This window comes from Acetobacter zythi (assembly GCF_963921165.1).
GTDB lineage: Bacteria > Pseudomonadota > Alphaproteobacteria > Acetobacterales > Acetobacteraceae > Acetobacter.
On the sequence record NZ_CAWUEO010000012.1, the window covers coordinates 62,134 to 87,061 of the forward strand.

Below are 24,928 nucleotides of genomic sequence, written 5' to 3' on the forward strand. Positions count from 1 at the left end.
CCCTTATCCGTTGCGTGGCTGAAAGCGGGTAAAAAGGTCCTCAATAATGCCTATGGCCTTTTCTGCTTCCGCGCGGTCGGCGTGTTCAAAGCTGTTGCCCACGCCGTCCATTTCGCCCAGCCCGTTCATGTCATACCCCTGAATCATCACGCCATCGGATTTGGAGATCATGGCCACCCCTTTGTATTCCAGCGCATAGGGGGCGTCGGGCTGGGGCGGGAGCCAGCTTGTCTGGCCCCGGATGGGAATAAGGGATTTGTCGTTCCACCAGTCGCGCGCGGCGTAGCCGGGGCAGTTGATCACCACGCGCTCAGGCAGGTCCGCCAGATCAGCCGGGCTATGGAATTCGCGGATAACAATGCGCCCGCCTGCCTGATGGAACTCCTCCAGCAGCAGGTGGCCATACGCCCCAAAATTATAGATCATGAGCGGTGTGCGCCGGGCATAACCTACGGGGAACGGGTTGTCCGCCCCGGCCAGCAGTTCGGGGGCGGGAATAATATCGCTTATCCGGCTGGCGTATTCGGCAAATTCCGCACTGCTTTGCGGAGCGCCGGTCGTGGCGAAGTTGCCCTTGGCCGGGTCCGTGGGGGTGGGGGCGTGGTCGGCCGCATCTGGTGGTGTGTCAGACAGGGTGTAGTTATCGCGAAAGTCGATCGGGTTGCCCGGCAGGCCCAGATAATCGCGGTAGGTCTGCCAAGAGTAACGGGCCATCTGCTCCCATATTTTGGCAAACTCGGGGCCTGCCTGCTGGGTCAGGGCTATGCGCGAATCCGGGGTCCAGCTACCGTTGGCCCGCACGGAGCGGGTGTGGGGGAGCAGGTCGCGGGTGTAAATGGTCACGTCCAGCCCTGCGCGCAGGGCGGTCAGGGCGGAGGTCAGGCCAATAATGCCGCAGCCAATAACGGCGACCTTGCGTTCAAGCGTTGCCGCGGCATGCCCGACGGCAATATGGGCCGCCCCCCATGAGAGAGACCACCCACTGCCGCCATGGCCGTAATTATGCACCACGGTTTTGCCCGCCACACGCTCCACATCCATGCGTGGGCCTGCGGGGCGGAAGGGGCGCAGGCAGACCTTTATGTCCATGATCTGGTCCGCATGGGCGCGAATGGGCACAAGGTGGGGAATGGTCCCGTGCAGGGCCGTGCGACCAAGGGCGGCGGAGGCCTCGGGTGTTGCAGCCCAGCCGCGGCGGGTTGCCCCTGCTATTCCGGCTGCCAGAGAGGCCGCAAACAGGTCTCTACGTTTCAATCTGCGTATTCCTAATCGTGTTTCAACTGGCGGAGGGAACCCCTAGCATAAGGGGGTTTGCTATGCGTGCGCTACCCCTGTGGGCAAAACGGGTCTGTTGGGGGGTAAGGGTGGGCGCTCTGGCGCGGTTTAGCGGGGTGGTTGGCCAAGCAGATGGGCCGCCGCTGCGGCTATTGCGGCCTGAGCGGAGGAAAAAATTGTACCGGAATCGGAAAGAACTGTGGCGATCATCAGATTAACAGGCAGGCCAAAGTCTTCCACCGTCATTTTGTTCTCATCCACCAGTGTTGCGCGGTTCTCCAGCATGAGCGTGCTCAGGTTTCCCCCGCAGGCCAGCACACGCTCGGGGTAGGCGGCCATGGGGGTGGCTGTGTGGGCATAGCCAAAAACCGGCAGGCCGAGTGCGTGGGCATACCCTATTTCAAACGCTGTTCCGTCATCCACATTGGGGCCACGGAAGGGCGAAAGATCGGCAATAACAGCATGGCTCTGGCGGATCAGCCCCATATTGGCGTGGGCAATGGCGCGGGCAAGGGCGGGTGGGCTTGCATGGGCCTGCGGGTCCAGTTCCGCATCCAGCGGGTAAAGGCCACGTAGCCCCATGCGGGCGCAGGCTGCCACCAGCAGTGCTCCTTGCGCGCGCGCATCCTGCGCGAACACGCCCGGCCCTGCCAGATAAACGGCGTGTTCTGGTGTGGTGGGCTGCTGTGGCCGCAAACCGGTCTGACAATCTGGCATTGGGTGGGGTCCTGCCTTGGTGCTCGGGGGAGTATGGTTGTCAGATTTTGCGCGGGCTGTCAGGCATAAAGGTCTATGGAGCAGGCTCCAGCACCCGAGCCTCTCGCACCCCGGCAATGGGGGCGTGCTTTTTTTGTTTATGGGGACTGGCGCAAAAGCGCGGTATCCTGATGAAATAGACTGGCCATACCAGAGCGGGAGCCACCCAGAACATGCTGCATAGTTTTCAGTCCACCCGGGGGATGGTCACATCCCCGCACCATCTGGCCAGCCAGAGCGGTCTGGCCATTCTCAAAAAAGGCGGCACGGCGCTGGAGGCGGTTACCGCCATGGCGGCCACACTGTGCGCGGTTTATCCGCACATGACCGGTATGGGGGGCGATGCGTTCTGGCTGATTTCCTACCCCGATGGCCGGACCGAGGTGCTGGAGGCCTGTGGTGCCGCCGCCCTGCACGGGAGCGTGGCGGATTATGCGGCTGCGGGCCATACCAGCGTGCCGTGGCGCGGGGGCTGGGCTGCCAACACCATGGCGGGCACGGTTTCTGGCTGGCAGGCTGCACTTGCGCGCAGTGCAGCCCTCCAGCCCGCCCTGCCGCTGGATGCGCTGCTGGAAGATGCAATCTGGTACGCCAAAAATGGCTATGCCCTGACTTTGAGCGAAGCGTCCCTTCTGGCGGAAAAACAGGCCGAGCTTTTGGGTAATGCCGCCTTTGCCGCAGCCTATGCGCCAGATGGACACCTGCCCGGTGCTGGGGATATGCGCAAAAATCCGGCACTGGCGGACACCTTGGAAAGTCTGGCGCGCAACGGGTTGGAAAGTTTTTATACAGGCGGTGTCGGGCACAAATTGCTGGACGACCTGACCCGCGCAGGCAGCCCCCTGCGCGCGCAGGACTTTACCCACCACAGTGTTGCCACCCCCAAGCCTTTGCACACGCGTGTGGCTGGCGCACAGGTGTATAACGCGCCCCCGCCCACGCAGGGGGTGGCCTCCCTTGCCATTCTCAAACTGTTTGAAAAACTCAACGTGCAGGAGGTGGACGGCTATGCCTATGTGCATGCGCTGGTGGAGGCCACCAAACATGCCTTCCTGTTCCGCAACGCGCATGTGGGCGACCCGCGCTGGATGAGCGAAGACGCCCAGACCTTTTTGGATGACGAGACCCGCTTTAACGCCATGGCCGCCCAGATTGACCCCCACCGCGCCATGCCGTGGCCAGCGCCCGCGCAAATGGGGGATACAACATGGATGGGGGCAGTGGATTCCAACGGTGTTGCGGTCAGTATGATCCAGAGCCTGTATTTTGAATTCGGGTCCGGTGTGTTCCTGCCCCAGACCGGGCTTTTGTGGCAGAACCGTGGGGCGTCCTTCCAACTGGAGGAAGGGGCGTGGAACGCCTTTGTGCCCGGCCGCAAACCGTTCCATACCCTCAACCCCGCCCTTGCCCGGTTTGAGGATGGACGGGTCATGGTGTACGGCACCATGGGGGGCGAGGGCCAGCCGCAAACGCAGGCCGCCCTGTTTACGCGCTACGCCATGTTTGGTGTGCCCATACAGCAGGCCGTAACCGCGCCGCGCTGGCTGCTGGGGCGCACATGGGGCAGCAACAGCCACTCGCTTAAAATAGAAAGCCGGTTTGATGCAGGCGTTATTGCCCGGCTGGAACAGGCAGGCCACGAGGTGGAGCGTGTTGCCCCCTTTACCAGCATGATGGGTCATGCCGGAGCAGTGGTGCGCCACGCAAGTGGCCTGTTTGAAGGGGCGGCCGACCCGCGGAGCGATGGGTGCGTGGCGGCGTACTAGGCCGCCTCCGCCCGTGTATGCACCAGTTGGCCATTGGCCCATGTGGCGCGTATGGCCCGGTCATCGCCCAGCACCATTAAGGTAAACAGGCGCTCGGCCAGACTGGTGCAGCGCGCATTGCGCTGGGCCATAAGGGGGGTGGCGGCGGGGTCCATTACGCACAGATCGGCCTCCATGCCCGGCGCAATAAGGCCAATCTGGTTATGCAGGTTCAGCGCACGGGCGGCCCCCGCCGTTGCCAGCCACAGCGCCTGCGCGGCTGAAAGCCGCGTATCCCCCGCCATGAGCGAGACCTTGTAAGCCTCCCCCATTGTTGCCAGCAGGGAGAGCGATGTGCCCGCGCCCACATCTGTCCCCAGTGCGACATGCACGGGGCGGGTGGGTTTGAGGGCATCAAACAGGCGGAACGCCCCACTGCCCAGAAACAGGTTGGATGTGGGGCAGTGCGCCAGCGTGCAGCCAGAGTGGTGGCAATGGGCAAAGTCATGCTCGCTCATGTGGATGCCATGGCCAAATATGGCGCGTGGGCCATCCAGCCCCGCTTTTGCATACACATCCAGATAGGACGTATTGTTGGGGAACAGGCTGCGCACGGCGGCTATTTCGTCCAGATTTTCGGCCAGATGGGTCTGCATGTACAGCCCCGGTGTGCTCTGGAACAGTGCGCCCGCCAGCTCCAGCTGTTCGGGGGTGCTGGTTATGGCAAAGCGCGGGGTTACGGCATAAAGCTGGCGGTCCCTGCCATGCCAGCGCGCAATAAGCGCTGCGGACTGGTCATGCCCGCTTTGGGCTGTGTCCTGTAGGTTGGGCGGGCAGTTGCGGTCCATGAGCACCTTGCCCGCGATCATACGGGTGCCAAGGCGTGCCGATTCTTCAAAAAACGCATCGACGGACTGAGGGTGTACCGTGCAGTACACCGCAGCCGTGGTGGTACCATTCCTCAGCAGTTCGGACAAAAACAGTCTGGCGGTCCGCCGGGCCACATCGGGGTTGGCAAATTCCGCCTCGGTGGGAAAAATATACTGCTCCAGCCACGGCAGAAGCTGTTCCCCCCACGAGGCAATGGCCGAAATCTGGGGGTAATGCACATGGGCATCTATAAAACCTGCGCTAATCAGGCAGTCGGGGTAGTGGGTCAGGGGGGTGTTGCCCCCCAGTTGCGCGCGTAGGGTGGCGTAGGAGCCGCAATGGGTCATGCGCCCGTGCTCCATAATGATCAGCCCGTCCTCCTCCAGCACCAGCGCGTCCTGCGCAGGGGCTACAAAGGGGTTGGCGCGAAAGGTAACAAAGCTGCCTCTTATGGCGTGGCGGTCGGGGGTATTGGGCATGGGGTGTCTGCTTTCGGGCCGTTAGAACTGTTCGGCAAAAAAGTTTTCAATTTCGGTAATAATAAACCGCGCCGCGGTGGAAAGCTGGCGCGAGCGGTCCACGCACAGGGCCAGTGTGAGCGGGGGCAGTTTGCGGTTGGTAATGGGGGTAAAGGCCAGTTGGCCTTTCTGCACCTCGTCATACGCATCAAGGTAGCTCAGAATCCCCACTCCGGCACCTTCGAGCACCATGGATTTGATCATCTGAATATTGTCGGCCTTGGCCACGGTTGCGACCTTGACCCCTGTTTCGGCTTCCAGCACGCCAATGGGCCGCCACAGGGCCAGCGGGGGTGCGGGTACAATCATGGGGTATTCCGCAGAAAGGCTGAACCGTGCCTCGTCCAGTTCCGCTATCTCGTGCGAGGGAAGGCAGACAAAGCCCAGTGGAATTTCCTTGTGGGTGCGTACTGTTAATTCGCGCATGTGGCCGGGGTTGAACATGAGCGCGAAGTCCGCATGGCCTTTCACCAGCAGTTCCCCCATATCGTGGCTTTTGCGCACGTGTACGCTCACCATAATGCCGGGGTGTGTCTGGCGCAGCTTGCCCAGCAGGGTTGGCAGGAACCCTTTGGTCAGGGCATCGGGGATTAAAATATCCGTTGACCCCTGGCGCAGACCTTTAAGGTTATCAAGCTGGGTTTGCAGCGCGTTCAGGTCGCGCGACCAGCGGCGGCAGGAGGTCAGGAGCAGCTCCCCCGCCGTGGTCAGGCGCAGGCCCGATGGCAGGCGTTCGAACAGTTGGGTGCCCAGCATTTTTTCGCCCTGCAACACCTGCCGGTCTATGGCGGATGCGGCAATATGCAACTCGTCCGAGGCTTTGCGAATGGAGCCATGCTGCGCCACAGCCATGAAATAACGGAGGAAGCGGGAAAAAACGGGCATCAGCTTTTGCTCTCTTTTTGCGAACGCACCATGCTGAATTAAGTCATATACAAGAACGATACGTGTGTGAAACAGTAAGTCTGATTTTATTTGGCGCGATCAGGAACCACGCAGGATTCCCGATCTGCATAATGTGGACTGATAAATGGGTATGGAACAGCTAAACAAACGCGTCCGGGACGATCTTGCCAAAATCGAGTTTGCCTCGGGCAACTGGTGCGTTCCTCACCAGCACAACGGTCAGGATGTGCTGGACGTTGCCATTATTGGCGGCGGGCAGGGCGGGCTTGCCACATGCTTTGGGCTGCGGCGGCGCGGTGTCACCAACACCTGTATTTTTGATATGGCCCCACAGGGGGAGGAAGGGCCGTGGGTCACCTTTGCGCGCATGATCACCCTGCGCACACCCAAGCATGTGACCGGGCCGGACCTTGGCATTCCCAGCCTGACCCCGCAGTCCTGGTTTGAGGCAAAATACGGCGAGCAGGCCTGGCGTGATCTGGATAAAATCTCCCGTCATGACTGGCAGGATTACCTGAAATGGCTGCGCGATGTGCTGGAACTGCCCGTCCGTAACGAACAGCGCCTGACCGATATTGCGTGGGAGGATGGCCTGCTCAAGCTGACCTTTACCGGCACGGAGGGGGCGGCCCATGTTGTGTGGGCGCGGCGCGCGGTGCTGGCAACCGGTATTGAGGGGGGTGGCGCATGGCATGTGCCCGACTTTATCAAACAAGGTCTGCCCAAAAGCCGGTATGCCCATACCTGCGAGCAGATTGATTTTGAATCCCTGCGTGGCAAGCGCATTGGTGTGCTGGGGGCCGGGGCCTCTGCGTTTGATAACGCGGCAACCGTGCTCGAACATGGTGCCGCCAGCGTGGACCTGTGCCTACGCCGTAAGCAGATCCCCACAGTCAACCCGTATCGCTGGATGGAAAATGCGGGCTTCCTGAGCTATCTGGCCGATCTGTCGGACCTGCTGCGCTGGCGCTTTATGTACAAGATTTACGACCTGAACCAGCCGCCCCCGCAGGACACATTCTGGCGTTGCCGCCAGCACACCAATTTTGCCTACCACCCCGGCACCCCATGGACCGCCGTGCGGGAGGAAAACGGGGCCGTAGTGGTGACCACCCCCAAAGGTGAGATGGAGTTTGACTTCCTGATCATTGGCACGGGCTTTATTATCGACCTGACCAAGCGGCCCGAACTTGCGCGTATTTCCAGCCGTATTGCCCTCTGGAAAGACCGGTTTGAAGCCCCCGCGGATGAGCAGAGCGCACTGTTGGGGAGCCACCCGTACCTGAGCAACGCGTTCCAGTTCCAGCCGCTTGAAGCAGGCGACCCGCTCGCTCCCATGATGCAGTGCATCTACAACTTTACCTTCTCTGCCATGCCCAGCATGGGGCTTGCCGGGGCCACCATCAGCGGCATGCGCTTTGGGGTGGAAAAGCTGACCACCTGCATTGGCCGTAGCCTGTTTGTGGAGGACGGGGCACTGCACCTGCAAAGCCTGCTGGACTATAATGTGGACGAACTGACCAGCTTTGACCCGCCCGAGCAGGTCTGAGAAAAAACAAGCGTAAAACGGGATAAAAATGAACCAGACATACCCGCGTGACATGATCGGTTATGGCGCCACCCCGCCAGATGCACAGTGGCCCGGTGGCGCGCGCATAGCCGTGCAGTTTGTGATTAACTACGAGGAGGGCGCGGAAAACTGCGTCCTTCACAAGGATCGCGGGTCCGAGGCCTTTTTGTCCGAAATGGTGGGCACCAGTTCCATAGTGGGTGCGCGCTGCATGCAGATGGAAAGCCTGTATGAGTACGGCAGCCGTGCGGGTTTCTGGCGGCTTTACCGCCTGTTTGCAAAAGCTGGGGTGCCGGTTACGGTTTTTGGGGTGGCCATGGCGCTTGCCCGCAACCCCGCAGCAGTTGCCGCCATGCACAGTGCAGGGTGGGAAATCGCAACCCACGGCCTGCGCTGGATAGATTACCAGAACGTGCCAGAGGATGTGGAACGCGCCCACATGCGCGAGGCCATTGCCCTGCACACACAGGTAACGGGCGCGCCCCCTATGGGGTGGTATCAGGGCCGCACCAGCCCCAACACCGCCCGACTGGTGGTGGAGGAAGGCGGGTTTTTATACGATGCGGATTCCTACGCAGACGACCTGCCCTATTACGACCGGCGTTACGGCAAACCCCAACTGATTGTGCCGTACACACTGGATGTGAATGACATGAAGTTTGCCGCCCTGAACGGTTTTACCGAGGGGGAGCAGTTCTTCCAGTACCTGCGCGATACTTTTGACATGCTCTACCGTGAGGGGGGGCGTATGATGTCCATTGGTCTGCACTGCCGTCTGGCGGGCAAACCTGCGCGCGCACTGGCTGTGGCCCGCTTTTTGGAGCATGTGGCCGCCCATGCCGATGCATGGGTAGCGACCCGGGCCGATATTGCCCGCCACTGGCTTGAGGTCCACCCGGCATGACCGCGCCTGACACACTGACTCTGGCGCAGGTTAACGCCATGCCCGATGCCGCCTTTGTGGAGGTGTTTGGCAGTGTTTACGAGCACTCCCCATGGGTTGCAGCTGCGGCAGCCAAGAGCCGCCCTTTTGCTGACCTTGGCAGCATGTGCGCGGCGTTTTCCGCTGCCATGCGTTCCGCGGAGCAGGCGATGCAGTATGCTCTTGTGCGCGCCCACCCCGAGCTGGGGCACCGCCTTGGGGTGGACCCGGGACTGACCAAAGCCTCCGCACAGGAGCAGGGCGGGGCTGGTCTGGACCGGTTAACGCCAGAGGAATACACGCATTTTCGCGCACTGAATGATGCGTACACGCAAAAATTTGGCATGCCGTTTGTTATTTGCGTGCGCAAGGTGGGCGGGCATGCCAAACAGGTTATTGCTCAGGCAATGGAGCGGCGGCTGGCCAGCACGCCACAGGCCGAACTGGCCGAGGCCCTGCACCAGATTGACGCAATAGCCGCATTACGTCTGCACGATAAGGTGGTGGCATGAGCTCTCTTTCAACCCACGTTCTCAACACGGTTTCGGGGCGTCCGGCGGTGGGGGTGGCGTTACGCCTGAGTGGCGCTGCGGGTGTGCTGTTCGAAGGGCAGACCGATGCGGATGGCCGCTGCCCGGAGCTGAAGGCGCTGGAGCTCGAAGCAGGCGCATACTGCCTTGAGTTTGAAGTGGCTGCGTATTTTCGCCAGCAGGGCACGCCGCTGGCCGAGCCACCTTTTTTGAATATTGTGCCAATCTGTTTTGGTCTTGGCGGCAGCGGGCATGCCCATGTGCCCCTGCTGGTCGCCCCATACGCCTATTCGACCTATAGGGGGAGTTGAACCATGCAACCAGCCAGCAAAACACCACAGGCCGTTCACCCCGTGGACCAGATGCTTCCGGTATGGAAGCTCGGGTTCTATGGTCTGCAGCATGTGCTTACATTCTATGCAGCCGCCGTTATTGTGCCTGTTCTGCTGGCAGGTGCTATGGGCCTGCCCCGCGCCGCCCTTGAACATCTGATCGAGGCGGACCTGTTTACCTGTGGCATTGCCTCCTTCATCCAGTCCGCAGGGCTTGGGCGTTACATTGGGGTCAAGCTGCCGCTGTTGCAGGGGGTTACCTTTGTGGCCGTCACCCCCATGATCGCCATTGGCGTGGCGGCTGGTGGGGGCGTGCAGGGGTTGCCCCAGATTTTTGGCGCGGTCATTGCGGGTGGGATCTTTACCTTTCTGGCCGCACCGTGGTTTGGCAGGCTGGTCAAGTTCTTCCCTCCCGTGGTGACCGGCTCGGTCATTCTGGTTATCGGGCTGGCCCTGCTGCCGGTGGCCGCGAACGATATTGTTAACGGGCAGGGCACGGGGGTTATGCAAAACCCGGTTAACATGCGCAACGTGGCGTATGGGCTGGGCACGCTGGTCTCCATTTTGTTTATCCAGCGTATGTTCAAGGGGTTTGTGGCCAGTATTGCCGTGCTGTTCGGGCTGGTTGTGGGCACGTTGACCGCATGGTTTTTGGGGGATGCCAGTTTTAGTGGTGTGCTGTCCGCCCCGTGGGTTACGGTTGCGCAGCCTTTTTACTTTGGTATGCCCACCTTCCATGTGGTGCCTGTGCTATCCATGCTGGTGGTTATGATTATTACCATGCTGGAAACCACGGGAGACGTGTTTGCCACAGGCTCCATTGTTAAAAAGGATATTACCTCGACCGATATTACGCGCGCGATCCGTGCGGATGGTCTGGCAACGATTATTGGTGGGGTGCTTAACTCCTTCCCCTACACCTGCATTGCCGAGAATGTGGGCCTTGTGCGGCTGACGCGTGTAACCAGCCGCTGGGTTGTGGTGGCGGCGGCATTTATTATGATGGGGCTTGGCTGCCTGCCCAAGCTTGCCGCCATTATTGCCAGTGTGCCCTTGCCCGTACTGGGGGGCGCGGCGCTGGCCATGTTTGCCGCCGTGGCCGTTGTGGGTATTCAGACCCTTGTTAAAGTGGATTTTGATAACCTGAACAACACGGTTATTGTGGGCACCAGCATCGGGCTGAGCATGCTGGCGACGGCCCAGCCGCATATTGCCGACCATTTTCCCGCATGGATGCAGGTTATTTTTGGGAGTGGCATTACGCTGGGCGCACTGTCCGCCATTGTGCTGCATCTGGTGTTCAACTTTGGCAATCTGTGCTCCACCGAGCAGACGGTGGAGCAGGATACGGTGATACTGGAAACACCGGTCTGGAACGTGGTGGGTGCGCAGGACAAACCGCAGGCCGCCAGTGGTCATGTCGGACCCGTTCCTACGGACTGATTACCATAATTTTGCAAACTTTGTGCCTGATACGCATAAAAACATAAGCCGGGAGGGCACACATGCGCCAGCACATCCGCTTTTATGTGGGGGACACACTCCACACCCTGTCCAACCTGCCGCCACAGATGACCCTGCTGGACTGGCTGCGTGACCAGCAAAACCGCGCAGGCACCAAGGAAGGGTGTAACGAGGGCGATTGCGGAGCCTGCACCGTACTGGTCGGGCGGCTGGAGCAGGATGCACTGGTGTGGCGTGCGGTCAATGCCTGCATCCATATGGTGTGGATGCTGGATGGCGCGCAGCTTTTAACTGTGGAGGACCTGCGCGGGACCGGTGGCCAGTTGCACCCGGTGCAGCAGGCCATGGTGGACGAACATGGTTCGCAATGCGGTTTTTGCACACCCGGTTTTGTCATGTCCATGGTGGCGCTGTCCACGCGGGCGGATCTGGCGGAGCTTGAAGGCACGCTGGACGGCGAACGCGTGATAAACGAGGCTCTGGCAGGCAATCTGTGCCGCTGCACGGGCTACGCCCCCATTGTGCGCGCCATGAAAAAAGCCGCAGCCTACTGCGCTGAACACGGCGAACCCATCAGTGCGCGCACGCCAGACTTCACCGCACGCCTGCGCGCCCTGCAGGATGGCAAAACGGTGGAACTGCACAGTCCCGAAGGGCGCGTAACGCTCCCCGCCAGTGTGGATGCGCTGGCCAGCGCCTACGCGCAGGACCCGGCGGCGGTTCTGGTGGCGGGTGGCACGGATGTGGGGTTGTGGGTGACCAAAAGGTTGCGCCAGCTCCCCCATATTATTGCCGTGCGCACGGCACAGGACCTGCACAAGGTCCATACCCGCCCAGATGGCGCGTTGTGGATAGGTGCTGGTGTTACCTACACCGAGGCCATGCCCCATCTGGTTGCCCACCTGCCTGCCGCGGCAGATACATTGCGGCGCATTGGCTCCACACAGGTGCGTAATGCCGCCACGGTATGTGGCAATATTGGCAATGCCTCGCCTATTGGTGATGGTCCGCCCATTTTTATGGCAGCCGGTGCGCAGTTACACCTGCGCTGTGGGCCGGAGCACCGGGTTGTGCCGCTGGAAGCATTTTTTGTGGAATACGGTAAGCAGGATATCCGTCCGGGCGAGTTCATAGAAGGTGTGCTTATTCCCCCGCTGCCACCACGCAGCGTGTGCGGGGTGTATAAGGTTTCCAAACGCTTTGATCAGGATATTTCAGCCGTGCTGGGGGCGTTTGTGCTGGTTCTGGCAGAGGACGGCGCCATAGAGCAGGCTCGTCTGGCCTATGGTGGCATGGCGGGCATACCCTGCCGCGCCAAAAGGGCGGAGGCCGCACTGGTGGGCCAAACATGCACACAGGCTACACTGCTTGCCGCGCAGACAGCCATAAAGGAGGATTTTACTCCTCTGTCGGATATGCGCGCCAGTGCGTGGTACCGCGCAACGGTTGCGGCCAACCTGCTGGCCCGTCTGTTTGCTGTAGGGGCGACAGGCAACCCGTCCAACTCCCAAACATTAGAGAACTGGCAGGAGGTGGCGCATGGTTGACCCACAAAAAACGGTAGCACAGCAAGCCCAAGCCCAAGCCCAAGCCCAAGCCCAACCGGGTGCCACGCCCTCCCATAACCCCACACTGGTGGCGGGAGGGGCGTGCTCCTCCTTGCGGCACGAAAGTGCCCACCTGCACGTGGCGGGCGAGGCCCGGTATGTGGATGATGTGCCACTCCCCCCCAATGCCGTGCATGTGGCCCTTGGGCTGAGCAGCCGTGCCCATGCCCGTATTGTCAACATGGATCTGGGGGCCGTTCAGGCCTATCCCGGCGTTGTGTGTGTGCTTACGGCGCGTGATATTGCACACCATAACCAGATCAGCTCCGTGGGGGCCGGGGATGAACCCCTGCTGGCCGAAGACCACGTGTTTTTTTGCGGCCAGCCCCTGTTTGCCGTGGTGGCCCAGACCCGCCACGCCGCCCGCCACGCCGCCGTTCTGGCAAAGGTGGAATACGAGGACCTGCCTGCGGTCCTGAATATAGAGCAGGCCCGTGCGCAGGGGAGCGCTCTGGTTTGCCGCTCGCTGGAAATGACGCGCGGCAACGCCCCGCAGGCATTGGCCAGTGCTCCCCGCAGGCTTGCAGGCCAGTTGACCATTGGCGGGCAGGAGCATTTTTATCTGGAAGGGCAGGCAGCTCTTGCATGGCCGGGCGAGGACGGGGAGATGCGCGTCTGCTCCTCCACCCAGCACCCGACCGAAACCCAGCACATGGTGGCCCATGTTCTGGGCTGCCCCAACAATCTGGTCACCGTGGAAGTGCGGCGCATGGGCGGTGGTTTTGGCGGGAAGGAAACACAGGCCAACATTGTGGCCTGCCTTGCAGCCCTTGCCGCCGCCCGCACAGGCCGCCCCGCTAAACTCCGCCTTGACCGTGATGATGACATGATGATCACCGGCAAGCGCCATGATTTTGTCATTGATTATGACGTGGGTTTTGATGAGCAGGGCCACGTGCTGGGGGTGGACATGGAACTGGCCGCGCGGTGTGGCTGGTCGGCAGACCTGTCCGGCCCGGTAACCGACCGCGCCCTGTTCCATGCCGATAACGCCTATTACTACCCCGATGTGCGCCTGCGTTCCATACCGTTGCGCACCAACACGCAGTCCAACACCGCGTTCCGTGGGTTTGGTGGCCCGCAGGGGGCCGCAGCAGCCGAACGGGTGATGGATGAAATCGCCTTCGCCACCGGTCTGGACCCGTTGGATGTGCGCCTGCGTAATGTGTATGGCACGACCGAACGCAACCTGACCCCGTACCATATGACCGTGGAGGATTCCATTGCCGGGGAGGTCATGACCCAACTGGCGCAGGAATGTGATTACCGCAAACGTCGCGCACAGATCAGGGAGTTCAACAAGACCAGCGCACACATACGGCGCGGTATTGCGTTAACCCCGGTCAAATTTGGTATTTCCTTTACTGCCACCCACTTCAATCAGGCAGGGGCGCTGGTGCATGTGTACACCGATGGTTCGGTGCAGGTGAACCATGGCGGCACGGAAATGGGGCAGGGCCTGCACACCAAAATGGTGCAGATTGCCATGCGCGAATTCGGGTTGCCGCATGACCGGGTGCGTATTACCGCCACCACCACCGGCAAGGTGCCCAACACATCCGCTACCGCCGCCTCCAGCGGTGCGGACCTGAACGGCATGGCCGTGCTGGCTGCGGTGCGCACCATCAAGGACCGGCTGATCGCTTTTGCCGCCACCAAATGGCAGGTGCCGCCCGAACAGGTGCATTTTACGGCTGAAGGCGTTGCTATGGGGGGCACGCTGGTGCCTTTTGCAACGCTGGTCAATGCGGCCTATATGGCGCGTATCTCCCTGTCTTCCACAGGGTTTTACAAAACACCCAAAATCTCGTGGGATGGTGCGACCGGGCGCGGCCGCCCGTTTTATTACTTTGCGTATGGTGCGGCCTGCGCGGAGGTTGCGGTGGACCTGCTAACGGGCGAAAACCGTATGGAGCGGGTGGATATTCTGCACGATGCCGGGCTTTCCCTTAACCCCGATATTGATATTGGGCAGATAGAAGGCGGATTTGTGCAGGGGGCTGGTTGGTTGACCATGGAGGAACTGTTCTGGGACCCATCGGGCCGTTTACGCACCCATGCGCCCAGCACCTACAAAATTCCCGCCTGCTCCGACCGGCCTCGCATTTTTAATGTCAAACTCATGGAAAACCTGCCTAACAGGGAGGAGACCATTTTCCGCTCCAAGGCGGTGGGTGAACCCCCCTTTGTGCATGGTCTGGCAGTATTGCATGCTATTTCCGATGCACTGGCCAGTGTGGATGAATACCGTACCTACCCGGGGCTGAACGCTCCGGCAACGCCCGAACAGATTTTGCGCGTGGCCGAGCGCCTGCGCTCAAAAGGTGGAGTAGGTCATGCGCAGGTACACACCTAATACGCTGCTCAGTCAGTGGCGGCAGGCCCCCCAACCTTTGGTGGTGGCACGCGTAACGCTAACCCGTGGCTCCACCCCGCGTGAGGAAGGGGCCTTTATGCTGGTAGGGCACGCTGTTGTTGCGGGCACGGTGGGTGGGGGGGCTTTGGAACTGGCGTGCGAGCAGCATGCCCGCGCCATGCTCCACTCGGGCGAGGCCCTGCGCGAGCAGCAGATTGTGCTGGGTGGCGCCAATGTCAGCCAGTGCTGCGGTGGCCGCGTGGCCGTGCGGTTGGAGGTGCTGACCCCTCCCTTATGCACCCAGCTTGAGCAGCAGATAGCGCAGCACAGTGCCGAGCGCCCAAGCCTGTTCCTGTTCGGGGCGGGGCATGTGGGGCGGGCATTGGCCTACGCGCTGGCCCCCCTGCCGTTGCGGCTGGTTTGGGTGGACCCGCGCGCGCATGAATTTGGCAGTGTGCCAGATGGGGTGGAAGCCTGCGTGACCTCCGCATGGGAGGATGTGCTGGCAACCGCTCCGCCGGGTGCGGGTGTGCTGGTGCTGACCCCATCGCACACGCTGGATGCACTGATTGTGGAAGCCGCTCTCCAGCAACCCGGTCTGGCTTATGTGGGGCTTATAGGGTCACGCACAAAACGTATGCGGTTTGAAAAATCCCTGGCAGAAGTCGGGGTTACCCCCGAGCAACTGGCCGCGTTGGTCTGCCCTATAGGTGAGCGGGGTGTGCGCGATAAACGGCCAGAGGTCATAGCCGCACTTGTTGCCGCGGAAGTGGTGGAAAAACTGCTCCACCCCACACCCCGGAACCAGATATTTACAACGCAGGCGGATGATCCCCCCCTTGTGTTACGGGGATAACGGGCAGGATCAGCGCTGAGGGATGCCTGCGGTCATGCAGAATGGTTTGCGTGGCAACAAGCATGCGGTCGGACTGGCCAAAAACTTCCCCCGTATTGGGGTTGGGTGCGAACTGCGGATAATCGCTGGAAGAAATTTCCAGCCGGATGCTGTGACCTGTTAAAAACAGGTTACTGGTTGGCCAGACCTTGATCCGGTATTCGTACACCTCTCCGGGTGTTATCAGTTCCGGGGTGGAGAGCGATTTGCGGAAGCGTGCGACCTGAATGCCGTTGTTCAGGTTAAGGGCCGTGCCATCGGGGGCAACATCCACCAGTTTGGCGGTAAAGTCCGTATCTGTTGCGGTGGAGGCGGCAAACAGGTCAACTGTAATCGGGCCGGTTACGGCCATGGGCGTATCCAGTGGTTTGCTGGTATAGACCAGTATGTCAGGCCGCTGCTCAATCTGGGACTGGTCGTACTGCCCCTGTGGGCCAAAGCTCCATTCACAGCAGGAGTGCCCCCCCACGCTGGGTACGGGGTTGTGCGGGTCGTAAACAAATGTGTCGGTCTTTGTTTTGCTGTGCTTGTCCTGTTGGTCAGGTGTCAGGCTGCCATCGCCCATAACGGAGGACGCGCTGCGGCCACTGCCCAGATACCACTTTTGGTAATGTGTTCCTGCAATGGGCCAGGAGGATGCGCTGTGCCAGCGGTTCTCGCCCATGGTAAAGTAGTCCACGCGCGGGCCGGTCTGCACACCGTTGTCCATGCCTTTCAAAACATGGTCGAACCACAGGAGCATCAGTTCGTTGACCGGGCTGTTGGCTACGGGGCCAATGGCCTTGAGCCGTGGGCTGACACTGGAATCCGGGCGGCCCCAACCAATGTGGTCCCACGGCCCGATTACAATCCGCTGGTTGGCGCGCGCAGTGGCCGAGCCACCTTGTGTTTGCATGCCGTTAAAGTTTTCCAGTGCGCCGCTCAGGAAGGAATCATACCATCCATCAAACGCCAGCACGGGTACGGTAACCTTGGCATAGCGGGATTTGATGTCGAACTCTTTCCAGTAGGCGTCGGATGTGGAGTGGTTGACCGCATCGTAAAAATACGGGGCAACATTTTTGCCGTCCACCGTAAAGGGCGTGAACGTGGCGTAGGGGATCTGGCGCATCAGCACCGCAGCATTGTGCCCTTGTGCGGCCAGTTCTGCGGCCAGTTTTTTGTCCCCCCGGTTTTCTGCCGCGGAGGAGGCAATGTCCTCCATCATCCACGGTTCAATAAAAGCCAGACGGAAGGCGCCATCCTCATAGGTCCAGCCATCGCCGTAATCCGAGCCGGTGTTGGAGGGCACAATGGTGGCGAGCGAGGGAGGGGTGGCCGTTGCGGCCAGCCACTGGGTTGCTCCAACGTAGGAAGACCCATACATGCCAACCTTGCCGGTGGAACCGGGCAGGCGGGCTGCCCATTCCACGGTGTCATACCCGTCATCGCGGTCATTACGATACTCGTAGAACACACCACCGGATTTGCCTTGGCCACGAATGTCCTGCACCGCCACAATATAGCAGTGCGATGCAAACCAGCCGGGCGACTGGAAGCGGGATGGGTCAGTCTGCGCGCCAGTCTTGCCATACTGTGTGCGCATCAGAATAACGGGCACCTTGTCCTTTGTGGCGGGGGTGTACACATCCGCCCGCAGCACAACGCCATCGCGCATGGTGACTGCAACATCGGTTTGCTTGCTGACTGCGCAACTTCCACGTCCAATATTATCGGACAACACGCCCGCGTGGGCATGGCCGGCCGCAAGAGCGGCCAGCCCGCAACCCAAAAAAAGCAGAAACCGGTGCATAGGCATTCTTTCGTGCAATGTGTCGGTAACGAAATGGTTGACCGTAAACAGACGAAAGAGCAACCTTCTATTTCAACATTATCCTTTCAGGCGTTTTTCAGGCTGCCTGTTGTGCGTCCAGTGGGCAGCGCCCGGCAAGACCTGCCTGTTCAAGCTTGCGGGCAAGGCTGAACAGTGCGGCCTCGCGCCCGGGGGCTGCAATCAGTTGCAGACCCAGTGGCAGGGTGCCAGTGTTGCTGAGTGGCAGGCTTAGCACAGGCAGGCCCGGCAGGCTGATCGGCTGGGTGTACAGGCCCAGATTGGCGCGGGCGGATGCGGGTTTGCCATCCACCATAACGGTTGGGTCATCCAGCCGGGGGGCTTCGCACATCACGGCGGGGGCAATCAGCACATCCACCTGCTCAAATGTGGCATGCACCTGCTGGCGGAACCAGCGGCGGAAACGCTGGGCCTGCACGTAGGTGCTGGCGGGCAGCATGGCGCCCGCCAACAGCCGGTCACGGGTTGCGGGGTCGTATTCCTCCGCTGCCGCGCGTAGGCGGGGCAGGTGGAGCGTGCCACCCTCTGCCGCAGTAATAAGGAACGAGGCCGCCCGTGCCGTTGGTGTCTGTGGCAGTTCTACTGTGCCCGAAAGCCCAAGGTGCTGGCAGACCCGGCCTATGGCGGCAGCAAGGGCAGGGCTGAGATTTTGAGCAAACCAGCCGCCAAGGCATGCGGCGCGCAGGTTCTGGGGGGCGGGTTCTGCCGGACTGCCCGCCATAATGTAGAAAGCGGTCATAAGGTCATCCAGCGTGCCGGCAAAATGCCCCACAACATCCAGACTGGCGGAAAAAGGGTAAGCTCCTGCGCGCGGTAGGCGGCCTATGGTGGGTTTTAGCCCCCACACCCCGCAAAGCGATGCGGGAACACGGATGGAGCCGTTTGTATCTGTTCCCAAAGTGAGTGGCAGAAAACCCGCAGCAACGGCCGCCGCCGACCCGCCGGAGGAGCCACCGGCCATACGGCTTGTGTCATGCGGGTTGCGGGTAATGCCGTAATGGGCGTTATCGGTTGCAAAACCGTAGGCAAATTCGTCCATGTTCAGCGTTGCCACCGGAATGGCTCCTGCGGCGCGCAGGCGGGCCACAATGGCGGCATCCTGTGCCGCAGGGGGCGTATTGCGCAGCACAATGGACCCTGCGGTGGTGACATGGCCCTGAATATCAAACAGGTCCTTAACCCCAAATGGCACACCGGCCAGCGGGGGCAGGTCTTCCTTGCGGGCCACTTTGGCGTCCACCGCGTGCGCCTGTTCCATGGCCTGTTGGGCAAACAGGTGGGTTACGCTGTGAATGGCGGCGTCATTTTGGTTTATGGTGCTCAGCACGGCCTGCATAATGGAGGCGGCACTGCGTTTGCCACTGCGGATGTCCTGCGCAATGCCCAGCGCACTTGCAAAGCGGGTCATGGTGTATAATCCCCCGCTGGTTCGCATGTGTCGGGGAGTGCAAAATCCATGACAAGGGCAGCATAGTTTTGCAAGACGTGTGTGTTGGCAATAACACCGGCAACGCAGGCCGGGGGGAGGTCAAGCTCCATGGCCTGCGCGCGGGCGGCAACAAGAACCTCATCAGAGAAGGGAGGCGTGGTCATGACATGCTCCTTTCCTTACAGTGTGGGCCGTTCGGTTTCTGGCTGTTCGGCCATGATGGACACATGGGCCGCCAGAATTTTCCAGCCATTGGGGGTGTTGATCCATGTTTGCATCTGCCGACCCGTGCGGGTGGAGCCGATGCGGCGGAACTCCAGACTGACAACCCCCGCATCTGGGCCAATGGGGGTTATGGTGCGGCGCAGCATGGTGCGTGGGGGGGAACCGCCCGTGCGGTTACGGCGGAATGCGGCAATTTCTGCCGCACCATAAAGGTTTTCTCCCACCCCGTAACGCACGGTCTGCGGTCCCTGCCAGAACAGGGCATCCAGTGCGGTAACATCGTTCTCGGCCAGTGCGTGTTCGTACTGGTCCGAGCAGTGTGTGAGTGTCTGAATGGTCCGGGCGTCATCCAGTTTCATGCGCGTGCGGTCCTTTTGTCTGTGGCCTGCGGGTTATGGCCATTCCGCCAGTGCGGCATCCACTGCGGCCCCACGGGGCAGGGGGTGGCCCTGTGCCGCAAGGCAGGCTTCCAGCGCGCCAAGGGTCAGCAGCACCTTATGTTTGACGGCATTGTACCCCATGGTGCCAATGCGCCAGATGCGCCCTGCCAGCGGGCCGAAGGCGGTGCCAATTTCTATGCCAAAATCATCACGCATGCGGGTGCGTATGGCCTCGCCATCCACCCCATCGGGAATCCACACGCCGGTTACGTTGGTCATGCGGTGTGTGTCATTGCCAAAAATGCGCAGGTTCATGGCGCGTAGCCCGGCAATCAGGCAGGCGCTGGATTGGGCGTGGCGGGCAAAGCGCGCTTCCAGCCCTTCCTCCAGCACAATACATGCGGCCTCGCGCGCGCCGTAGAGCATGGTCGTGGCCTCGGTATGGTGGTTGAGGCGCTTTTCCGACCAGTAATCCATGACCATGGCCAGATCGAAGTAGTTGGACAAAATGCGCGCCCGGGTGCCGTTGGTGGCCCCTTCCGCCCGGATTCCGGCCTCCACATGGCGGCGGGCCATAATATGTTCCGCCGCCCGGTCGGATATGGTGATGGGGGCGGAACCCGGCGGCCCGCCCATGCATTTTTGCAACCCGCCGGAGACCACATCAATCCCCCACACATCCGTGTTAATGGCCATGCCACCCAGCGTTGCCGTAACATCGGTGTAGGAGAGTACGCCGTATTTGCGGCAAAGTGCGCCCACACCTTCAAGTGGTTGGGCCATGGTGGTGGAGGTGTCGCCATGAATACAGGCGAACACTTTGGGTTTGTGGATTTTAAGCGCGTCTTCTATCTGCGCCAGTGTGGCTACTTCGCCCCATGGCAGGTCTAGTGCGCAAATCTGTGCGCCAATGCGTTCTGCTATTTCGGAAAGCAGCAGGCCAAAGCGCCCCGCCCGCACAAGCAGAATTTTATCGCCCGGTTCCACAAGCGAGACCAGAGCTGCCTCAATACCTGCACGGGCCGTGCCGTCCACCAGAAAGGTCCACTGGTTCTGCGTCATGAAAATCTGACGGTACAGAGCCATGGTTTCGTTCATGTACTCTGTCATTTCCGGGTCGAACTGGCCCAGCATGTCAGCGGACATGGCACGCAGCACACGGGGGTGCGCGTTAATGGGGCCGGGGCCCATCAACATCCGCTGGGGTGGGTCAATCTGCCGGAAAAAAGTGGAATTCATGCAGAAAACTCCGTTGGTTTGTATGCTGTGGTGGTGGCAAATGTGCGTATAAAATCCAACATGACCAGCAAGGCCGTATGCACGTCATCATGCCGCACGGCTTCTGCCGGGTTGTGGCTGATCCCCTGGTGGCAACGCAGGAACAGCATGCACACCGGCGTGAGAGCCGCCATGACCATGGCGTCATGCCCGGCACCACTGACCAGTCTGAGCGCGGCCTGCCCGGTAATGTGGGTTACGGATGCGGCCAGCTGCGCGGTCAGCTCGGGGTTGCAGGGGGTGGCGGGCAGGTCGTTCTGGAGTTCAATACTCAGGCCCACGCCGCGTCTGTCGGCAATGTTTTGCAAGGTTTCGCAAATTGCGGTTGCGGCCTTATCACGCACCTGTTCCGTGCCAGCGCGGATGTCCAGACTAAAGGTGGTCTGGCCGGGCACAACATTGCTGGCCCCCGGCCCCACATGCAACTGGCCAACTGTGGCCACCAGATCCGCAGGACCAGCGGCTCCAATGTGTTCGATCGCCATCATGGCTTCTGCGGCTGCGGCCAGTGCATCTTTGCGCAAGGACATAGGCATGGTGCCTGCGTGGCCCGCCACCCCCTGTATGCTCACCTTAAAGCGGTATTGTGCGGCAATGGCGCTGACCACGCCAACGCTCAAATCGGCGGCTTCCAGCACGGGGCCCTGCTCTATATGGGCCTCCATATAGGCCACAACCTGTTCGGGCCTGTAGGCGGATTCCAGATAACGTGTGGGGTCCAGCCCGTTTTTGTGCAGAACCTCATGCAAAGTGGCGCCATTGGCGTCCACCGCACCAAGGGGCAGTGCATCAAGCGTGCCAGCCACCGCGCGGGAGGTGAGCATGGAGGCGGGAAAGCGGGAGCCTTCCTCATCCCCAAAACCGATGACCTCTATGGCAAAGGGCAGGCGTTCGGCTTTGGCGGCAAAATGGGCCACCGCTTCTATGCCCAGCATAACGCCCAATGTGCCGTCATACCGCCCCGCGTTCCGCACGGTATCCAGATGCGAGCCAATAAGGAGGGCTGGCGCGCCGGGCTTTTGCCCTTCGTACCGGCCGATCAGGTTGCCTGCGCCGTCCGTGCGGGTGGTCATGCCTGCCTCGTGCATCCACTGGGCGACCTGTTTGCAGGTTGCTGCGTAGGCATCGGACAGATACGCGCGAAAAAGGCCATCCTGCGTGTCGGAAAACGGGTGTGTGCCAAGGTGGTCACACCGGTTGACCGGGCGGGAGTCCGCTACGGGGGCCTCTGGCTGGCCTTGGGGGAGGGGCGGGGTCGGGGTGATTTGTTTTGTCCTTGGTGCGCAAAAGCCTGATCGGGGTGTGCCAGACGTGGCGGATATGGTCTGGCAATCATAGACGGATTTGGTCCGTTCTCCCAAAAGCAAAAAAGGCAATTTCGCGTTGCAAAATTGAGCGCAGCCCCCGTGCTGAAAAAAGCAATGAGAAAGTGCTTTTTTTTATTTTGTGAGAAAGGGAACTCGTAATTATATATCGGAATCGTATCGTTTATGGGCAGAGTTTCGGCAAAGCACCCCCGCTTAGGCAATTTCCAAGGGGTAACTCACCGCAATAATGCCTGCACCCGCCGCTTTCACCCCTGCTCCAGCTTCTGCTTTTGGGAGACTACGCCATGCCTTCCCGATTTTTTCCCATCCGCCGTTCCGTCAGTTCGCCCCTGACGTACCGGCAGCGTCTTGCGACCCTGACCTGTTTGGCTGGTGTTGCCGGTTTTTGCGCCAGTGTTCAGGGCGTGGGGCAGGCCTCTGCCGCCACGACCGACCCGAAAGCACCAGTTGTTGGCAAGGCAGGGCATAGCACGGCCAAAGCATCGGCTGCGCACACGCACGCCAAGCCCGCCAACACCTCGGTTCAGGCTTCTGGTGCGGAAGAAATTTCGGTTGCATCCAACCGCACGGCCCGTTCGGGCGGTGGCGGTATGATGCGTCAGGAAGTGGCCCCCCACGCGGTGCAGACCGTGACCAAAGCGTACATTAACATGCGCAGCCCCACCTCCACGCCGCTGGATCTGGTCAAGAACCTGCCCAGCCTGAACGTGATGACCCCCGATGCATCGGGCATGCAGGGTGGTTCCATTCAGTCCCGCGGGCTGACGGACCTTGATATGGCGCTTATGGTGGATGGCGCCCCCGCAGCCGCCGCCAAATACATGACCGAAGACATTGATTCGGAAAACCTGGACGAAGTCAGCGTGACCCCCGGCAGTGCCGCGCGTGACCTGCCTGTTATGTCCGCCGCAGGCGGGGTCATGAACTCGCGCACCCATATGCCGTCCGACAAAATGGGCGGTATGGTCGATTTTTCCTACGGCACCAACAACCTCTCGCGCGAGTTCATCCGTCTGGAATCGGGCGAGATCGGCAAGACCGGGATCAAGGGCTATTTCTCCTTCTCCAATACGCATGACCGGAGCTGGATGGGTGCTGGCTCCAACCAGCGCAAACATATTGACTTTGGCGTACGCAAGGACTGGGAAAACGGGTCCAACGCCCATCTGTTCCTGTCATGGAACTCCGAAGATTTCGTGATCGACAACTACCCGACTGCGGATCAGTTTCATAAATACAAGCGCACAGGCGAAGGGTACGGTCGCTCCGCCGATTCGAAAAACGTCAACTACTGGCGCAACAACAATGACCACTGGAACCAGATTTTTCTGACGGCTCCTGTGCATATTGTGCTGCCCAAAAAACTGACATTCGACATCCAGCCCTATTTCAGCTTCGGGCAGGGTTGGGATGCCTCCCCCGGTGGGGTCGTCAATGGTGTCAACACGACCAATTACTTTTTGGAAAACGAGGCCCGGCAGGTCGGTGCTGTTGCCAAGCTGGGGTATGATATTGACCGCCATAACCACATAAGCTTTGGCTACTGGTACGAAAATAACCAGACCATTCAGTCCTACCCGCTGGGGACAACCCTGTCCAATGGTGCCGCCTCTGGCCCCACGGCGGCCGGGCATATCATTAACAATCCGGTTTATGGCCAAACAGCAGGGTATGAACTGCACTCCCTGTTCATCCAGAACCAGTCGCGTTACCTGCACGACCGCCTGTTGATTAACGCAGGGTTCAAGTTTGTTATGTCCAACGCATGGAACAAGGGCTGGAGTGGCGACAGTAAAAATATGCTTCCGGGTGCGGATAACAGTAAGCGCAACAACACGACCGAGCCTCTGCCCCAGTTGTCCATCAGCTACCAGATTAACGAGAACAACCAGATTTATGTGAATGCGGAAGGGGATTACCGCCAGCCAAGTGCAACTGATATGGGCTGGATGCATACAAATGTATCCATGCTGAAAAACCAGTATTCTGTTAAGGAAGAACTAGGCTACCGCTTCCACAACAAATACGTCATGATTGATATGTCTTTGTTCAACTACAATGTGCGTAACCGCATTGTTGACCAGTATATGGGTATGAACCAGTTCAGCCCCATGTCTATTGGTAGCCAGACCATGCGTGGGTTTGACTTCATGATTGCAGGCACGTCCTACCATGGCTTCAGCCCCTATGCCTCGGTCGAGTATTTGCATGCCACGCAGGATAGCAATGTATGGGACCCCAACAATAGCACGATGATCCATTCCAAAGGCACGCAGGCAATCATGGCGCCACGTGTTATGGCTAACTTTGGTCTGACCTATACCTATAAAGGGTTTTTTGCTAACGGTGCCGTGCATTACACCGGTCCGCAGTCCGTCAGTATTGCCAATGACCAGCGTATTCCGGGGTATGTGACAAACACACTCTCGCTTGGGTATCACTTCAAACCGTTCGGCTTTCTTAAATCGCCTACGTTCAAGCTGAACTTTACCAACCTGACAGGGTCCATTGTCCGTACTGGCGCCATGGGGGCCGTATATAGCGGGAGCGATAAAAACGTGAATCCGGTATGGAGCGGCAGTAGCGCCTCAAGCACAGGTTACGGCAACTCGTTCATGGTGGAACCACGCTTTACCATGGTCGGTTCTGTCTCCACGTCCTTCTGATCAGTTCACCAGCGCGCCCGGTTTTTTGCCGGGTGCGACAGGAGT

General features: G+C 60.2%; 20 protein-coding genes. 10 read left to right on the forward strand and 10 right to left on the reverse strand.

Translation table 11 applies throughout. From position 1 onward, the window contains the following. Positions 1 to 3 precede the first annotated feature (3 nt). Together AABE20_RS05990 and AABE20_RS05995 are read right to left on the reverse strand one after the other, a co-directional pair. Entirely contained in the window at positions 4 to 1,254 is a 1,251-nt protein-coding gene (locus AABE20_RS05990; protein WP_338332248.1) for an FAD-dependent oxidoreductase, read from the reverse strand. 129 nt (positions 1,255 to 1,383) lie between these two features. Continuing rightward, on the reverse strand, positions 1,384 to 1,992 hold the full coding sequence (locus tag AABE20_RS05995) for a nucleoside 2-deoxyribosyltransferase (protein ID WP_338332249.1): 609 nt from the start codon (positions 1,990 to 1,992) through the stop codon (positions 1,384 to 1,386). A 212-nt stretch (positions 1,993 to 2,204) separates the two neighbouring features. On the opposite strand from AABE20_RS05995, the gene AABE20_RS06000 reads away from it, so the two are divergent. Next, on the forward strand, positions 2,205 to 3,797 hold the full coding sequence (locus AABE20_RS06000) for a gamma-glutamyltransferase family protein (RefSeq protein ID WP_338332250.1): 1,593 nt from the start codon (positions 2,205 to 2,207) through the stop codon (positions 3,795 to 3,797). Here the strand turns inward: AABE20_RS06000 and guaD are convergent. Further along, entirely contained in the window at positions 3,794 to 5,125 is a 1,332-nt protein-coding gene (guaD, locus tag AABE20_RS06005) for a guanine deaminase (protein WP_338332251.1), read from the reverse strand. The two genes, AABE20_RS06000 and guaD, sit on opposite strands and share 4 nt — an antisense overlap. Positions 5,126 to 5,146: 21 nt before the next feature. Next, the gene (locus AABE20_RS06010; protein ID WP_338332252.1) at positions 5,147 to 6,049 is read right to left on the reverse strand and encodes a LysR family transcriptional regulator; all 903 of its coding nucleotides are present in this window, start codon (positions 6,047 to 6,049) and stop codon (positions 5,147 to 5,149) included. A gap of 151 nt (positions 6,050 to 6,200) precedes the next feature. On the opposite strand from AABE20_RS06010, the gene AABE20_RS06015 reads away from it, so the two are divergent. From AABE20_RS06015 to xdhC, 8 genes are all read left to right on the forward strand, one after another. Next, positions 6,201 to 7,619 (forward strand): NAD(P)-binding domain-containing protein, encoded by a 1,419-nt coding sequence (locus AABE20_RS06015; RefSeq protein ID WP_338332253.1) that lies wholly within the window; start codon positions 6,201 to 6,203, stop codon positions 7,617 to 7,619. A gap of 28 nt (positions 7,620 to 7,647) precedes the next feature. Next, positions 7,648 to 8,544, forward strand: a complete 897-nt coding sequence (puuE, locus tag AABE20_RS06020; protein WP_338332254.1) for an allantoinase PuuE — start codon at positions 7,648 to 7,650, stop codon at positions 8,542 to 8,544. Beyond that, positions 8,541 to 9,074, forward strand: a complete 534-nt coding sequence (gene uraD / locus AABE20_RS06025) for a 2-oxo-4-hydroxy-4-carboxy-5-ureidoimidazoline decarboxylase (protein WP_338332255.1) — start codon at positions 8,541 to 8,543, stop codon at positions 9,072 to 9,074. Before puuE ends, uraD begins: the two co-directional genes overlap by 4 nt. Further along, positions 9,071 to 9,403 carry a hydroxyisourate hydrolase gene (uraH, locus tag AABE20_RS06030; RefSeq protein ID WP_165991581.1) on the forward strand — a complete coding sequence of 111 codons (333 nt, stop codon included), beginning with the start codon at positions 9,071 to 9,073 and terminating at the stop codon, positions 9,401 to 9,403. The genes uraD and uraH overlap by 4 nt, the downstream gene beginning before the upstream one ends. Before the next feature lie 3 nt (positions 9,404 to 9,406). Then, positions 9,407 to 10,867, forward strand: a complete 1,461-nt coding sequence (locus AABE20_RS06035) for a nucleobase:cation symporter-2 family protein (protein WP_338332256.1) — start codon at positions 9,407 to 9,409, stop codon at positions 10,865 to 10,867. Positions 10,868 to 10,929: 62 nt separating this feature from the next. Further along, a complete protein-coding gene (gene xdhA / locus AABE20_RS06040; protein ID WP_338332257.1) occupies positions 10,930 to 12,435 on the forward strand; it encodes a xanthine dehydrogenase small subunit in 1,506 nt (501 codons plus the stop codon). Next, positions 12,428 to 14,851 (forward strand): xanthine dehydrogenase molybdopterin binding subunit, encoded by a 2,424-nt coding sequence (gene xdhB / locus AABE20_RS06045; protein ID WP_338332258.1) that lies wholly within the window; start codon positions 12,428 to 12,430, stop codon positions 14,849 to 14,851. The genes xdhA and xdhB overlap by 8 nt, the downstream gene beginning before the upstream one ends. Beyond that, complete coding sequence (xdhC, locus tag AABE20_RS06050) at positions 14,832 to 15,707, forward strand: xanthine dehydrogenase accessory protein XdhC (protein ID WP_338332259.1); 876 nt, start codon at positions 14,832 to 14,834, stop codon at positions 15,705 to 15,707. Before xdhB ends, xdhC begins: the two co-directional genes overlap by 20 nt. On the opposite strand, the gene AABE20_RS06055 is transcribed toward xdhC, so the two are convergent. The 6 genes from AABE20_RS06055 to AABE20_RS06080 form a co-directional block, all read right to left on the reverse strand. Continuing rightward, positions 15,664 to 17,538, reverse strand: coding sequence for a CocE/NonD family hydrolase (locus AABE20_RS06055; RefSeq protein WP_338332260.1), 1,875 nt, complete (start codon positions 17,536 to 17,538; stop codon positions 15,664 to 15,666). The two genes, xdhC and AABE20_RS06055, sit on opposite strands and share 44 nt — an antisense overlap. A 97-nt stretch (positions 17,539 to 17,635) precedes the next feature. Continuing rightward, positions 17,636 to 18,985 carry an AtzE family amidohydrolase gene (locus AABE20_RS06060; RefSeq protein ID WP_338332261.1) on the reverse strand — a complete coding sequence of 450 codons (1,350 nt, stop codon included), beginning with the start codon at positions 18,983 to 18,985 and terminating at the stop codon, positions 17,636 to 17,638. Continuing rightward, positions 18,982 to 19,170 (reverse strand): DUF4089 domain-containing protein, encoded by a 189-nt coding sequence (locus tag AABE20_RS06065; RefSeq protein ID WP_338332262.1) that lies wholly within the window; start codon positions 19,168 to 19,170, stop codon positions 18,982 to 18,984. Before AABE20_RS06065 ends, AABE20_RS06060 begins: the two co-directional genes overlap by 4 nt. 15 nt (positions 19,171 to 19,185) lie before the next feature. Further along, on the reverse strand, positions 19,186 to 19,590 hold the full coding sequence (gene hpxZ / locus AABE20_RS06070) for an oxalurate catabolism protein HpxZ (RefSeq protein ID WP_338332263.1): 405 nt from the start codon (positions 19,588 to 19,590) through the stop codon (positions 19,186 to 19,188). Positions 19,591 to 19,623: 33 nt separating this feature from the next. Beyond that, positions 19,624 to 20,850, reverse strand: a complete 1,227-nt coding sequence (locus tag AABE20_RS06075; RefSeq protein WP_338332264.1) for a pyridoxal-phosphate-dependent aminotransferase family protein — start codon at positions 20,848 to 20,850, stop codon at positions 19,624 to 19,626. Further along, entirely contained in the window at positions 20,847 to 22,154 is a 1,308-nt protein-coding gene (locus AABE20_RS06080) for an allantoate amidohydrolase (protein ID WP_338332601.1), read from the reverse strand. Before AABE20_RS06080 ends, AABE20_RS06075 begins: the two co-directional genes overlap by 4 nt. 347 nt (positions 22,155 to 22,501) lie before the next feature. Between AABE20_RS06080 and AABE20_RS06085 the strand changes: the two genes are divergently transcribed. Next, on the forward strand, positions 22,502 to 24,883 hold the full coding sequence (locus AABE20_RS06085; protein WP_338332265.1) for a TonB-dependent receptor domain-containing protein: 2,382 nt from the start codon (positions 22,502 to 22,504) through the stop codon (positions 24,881 to 24,883). The last annotated feature ends 45 nt before the right edge of the window (positions 24,884 to 24,928 follow it).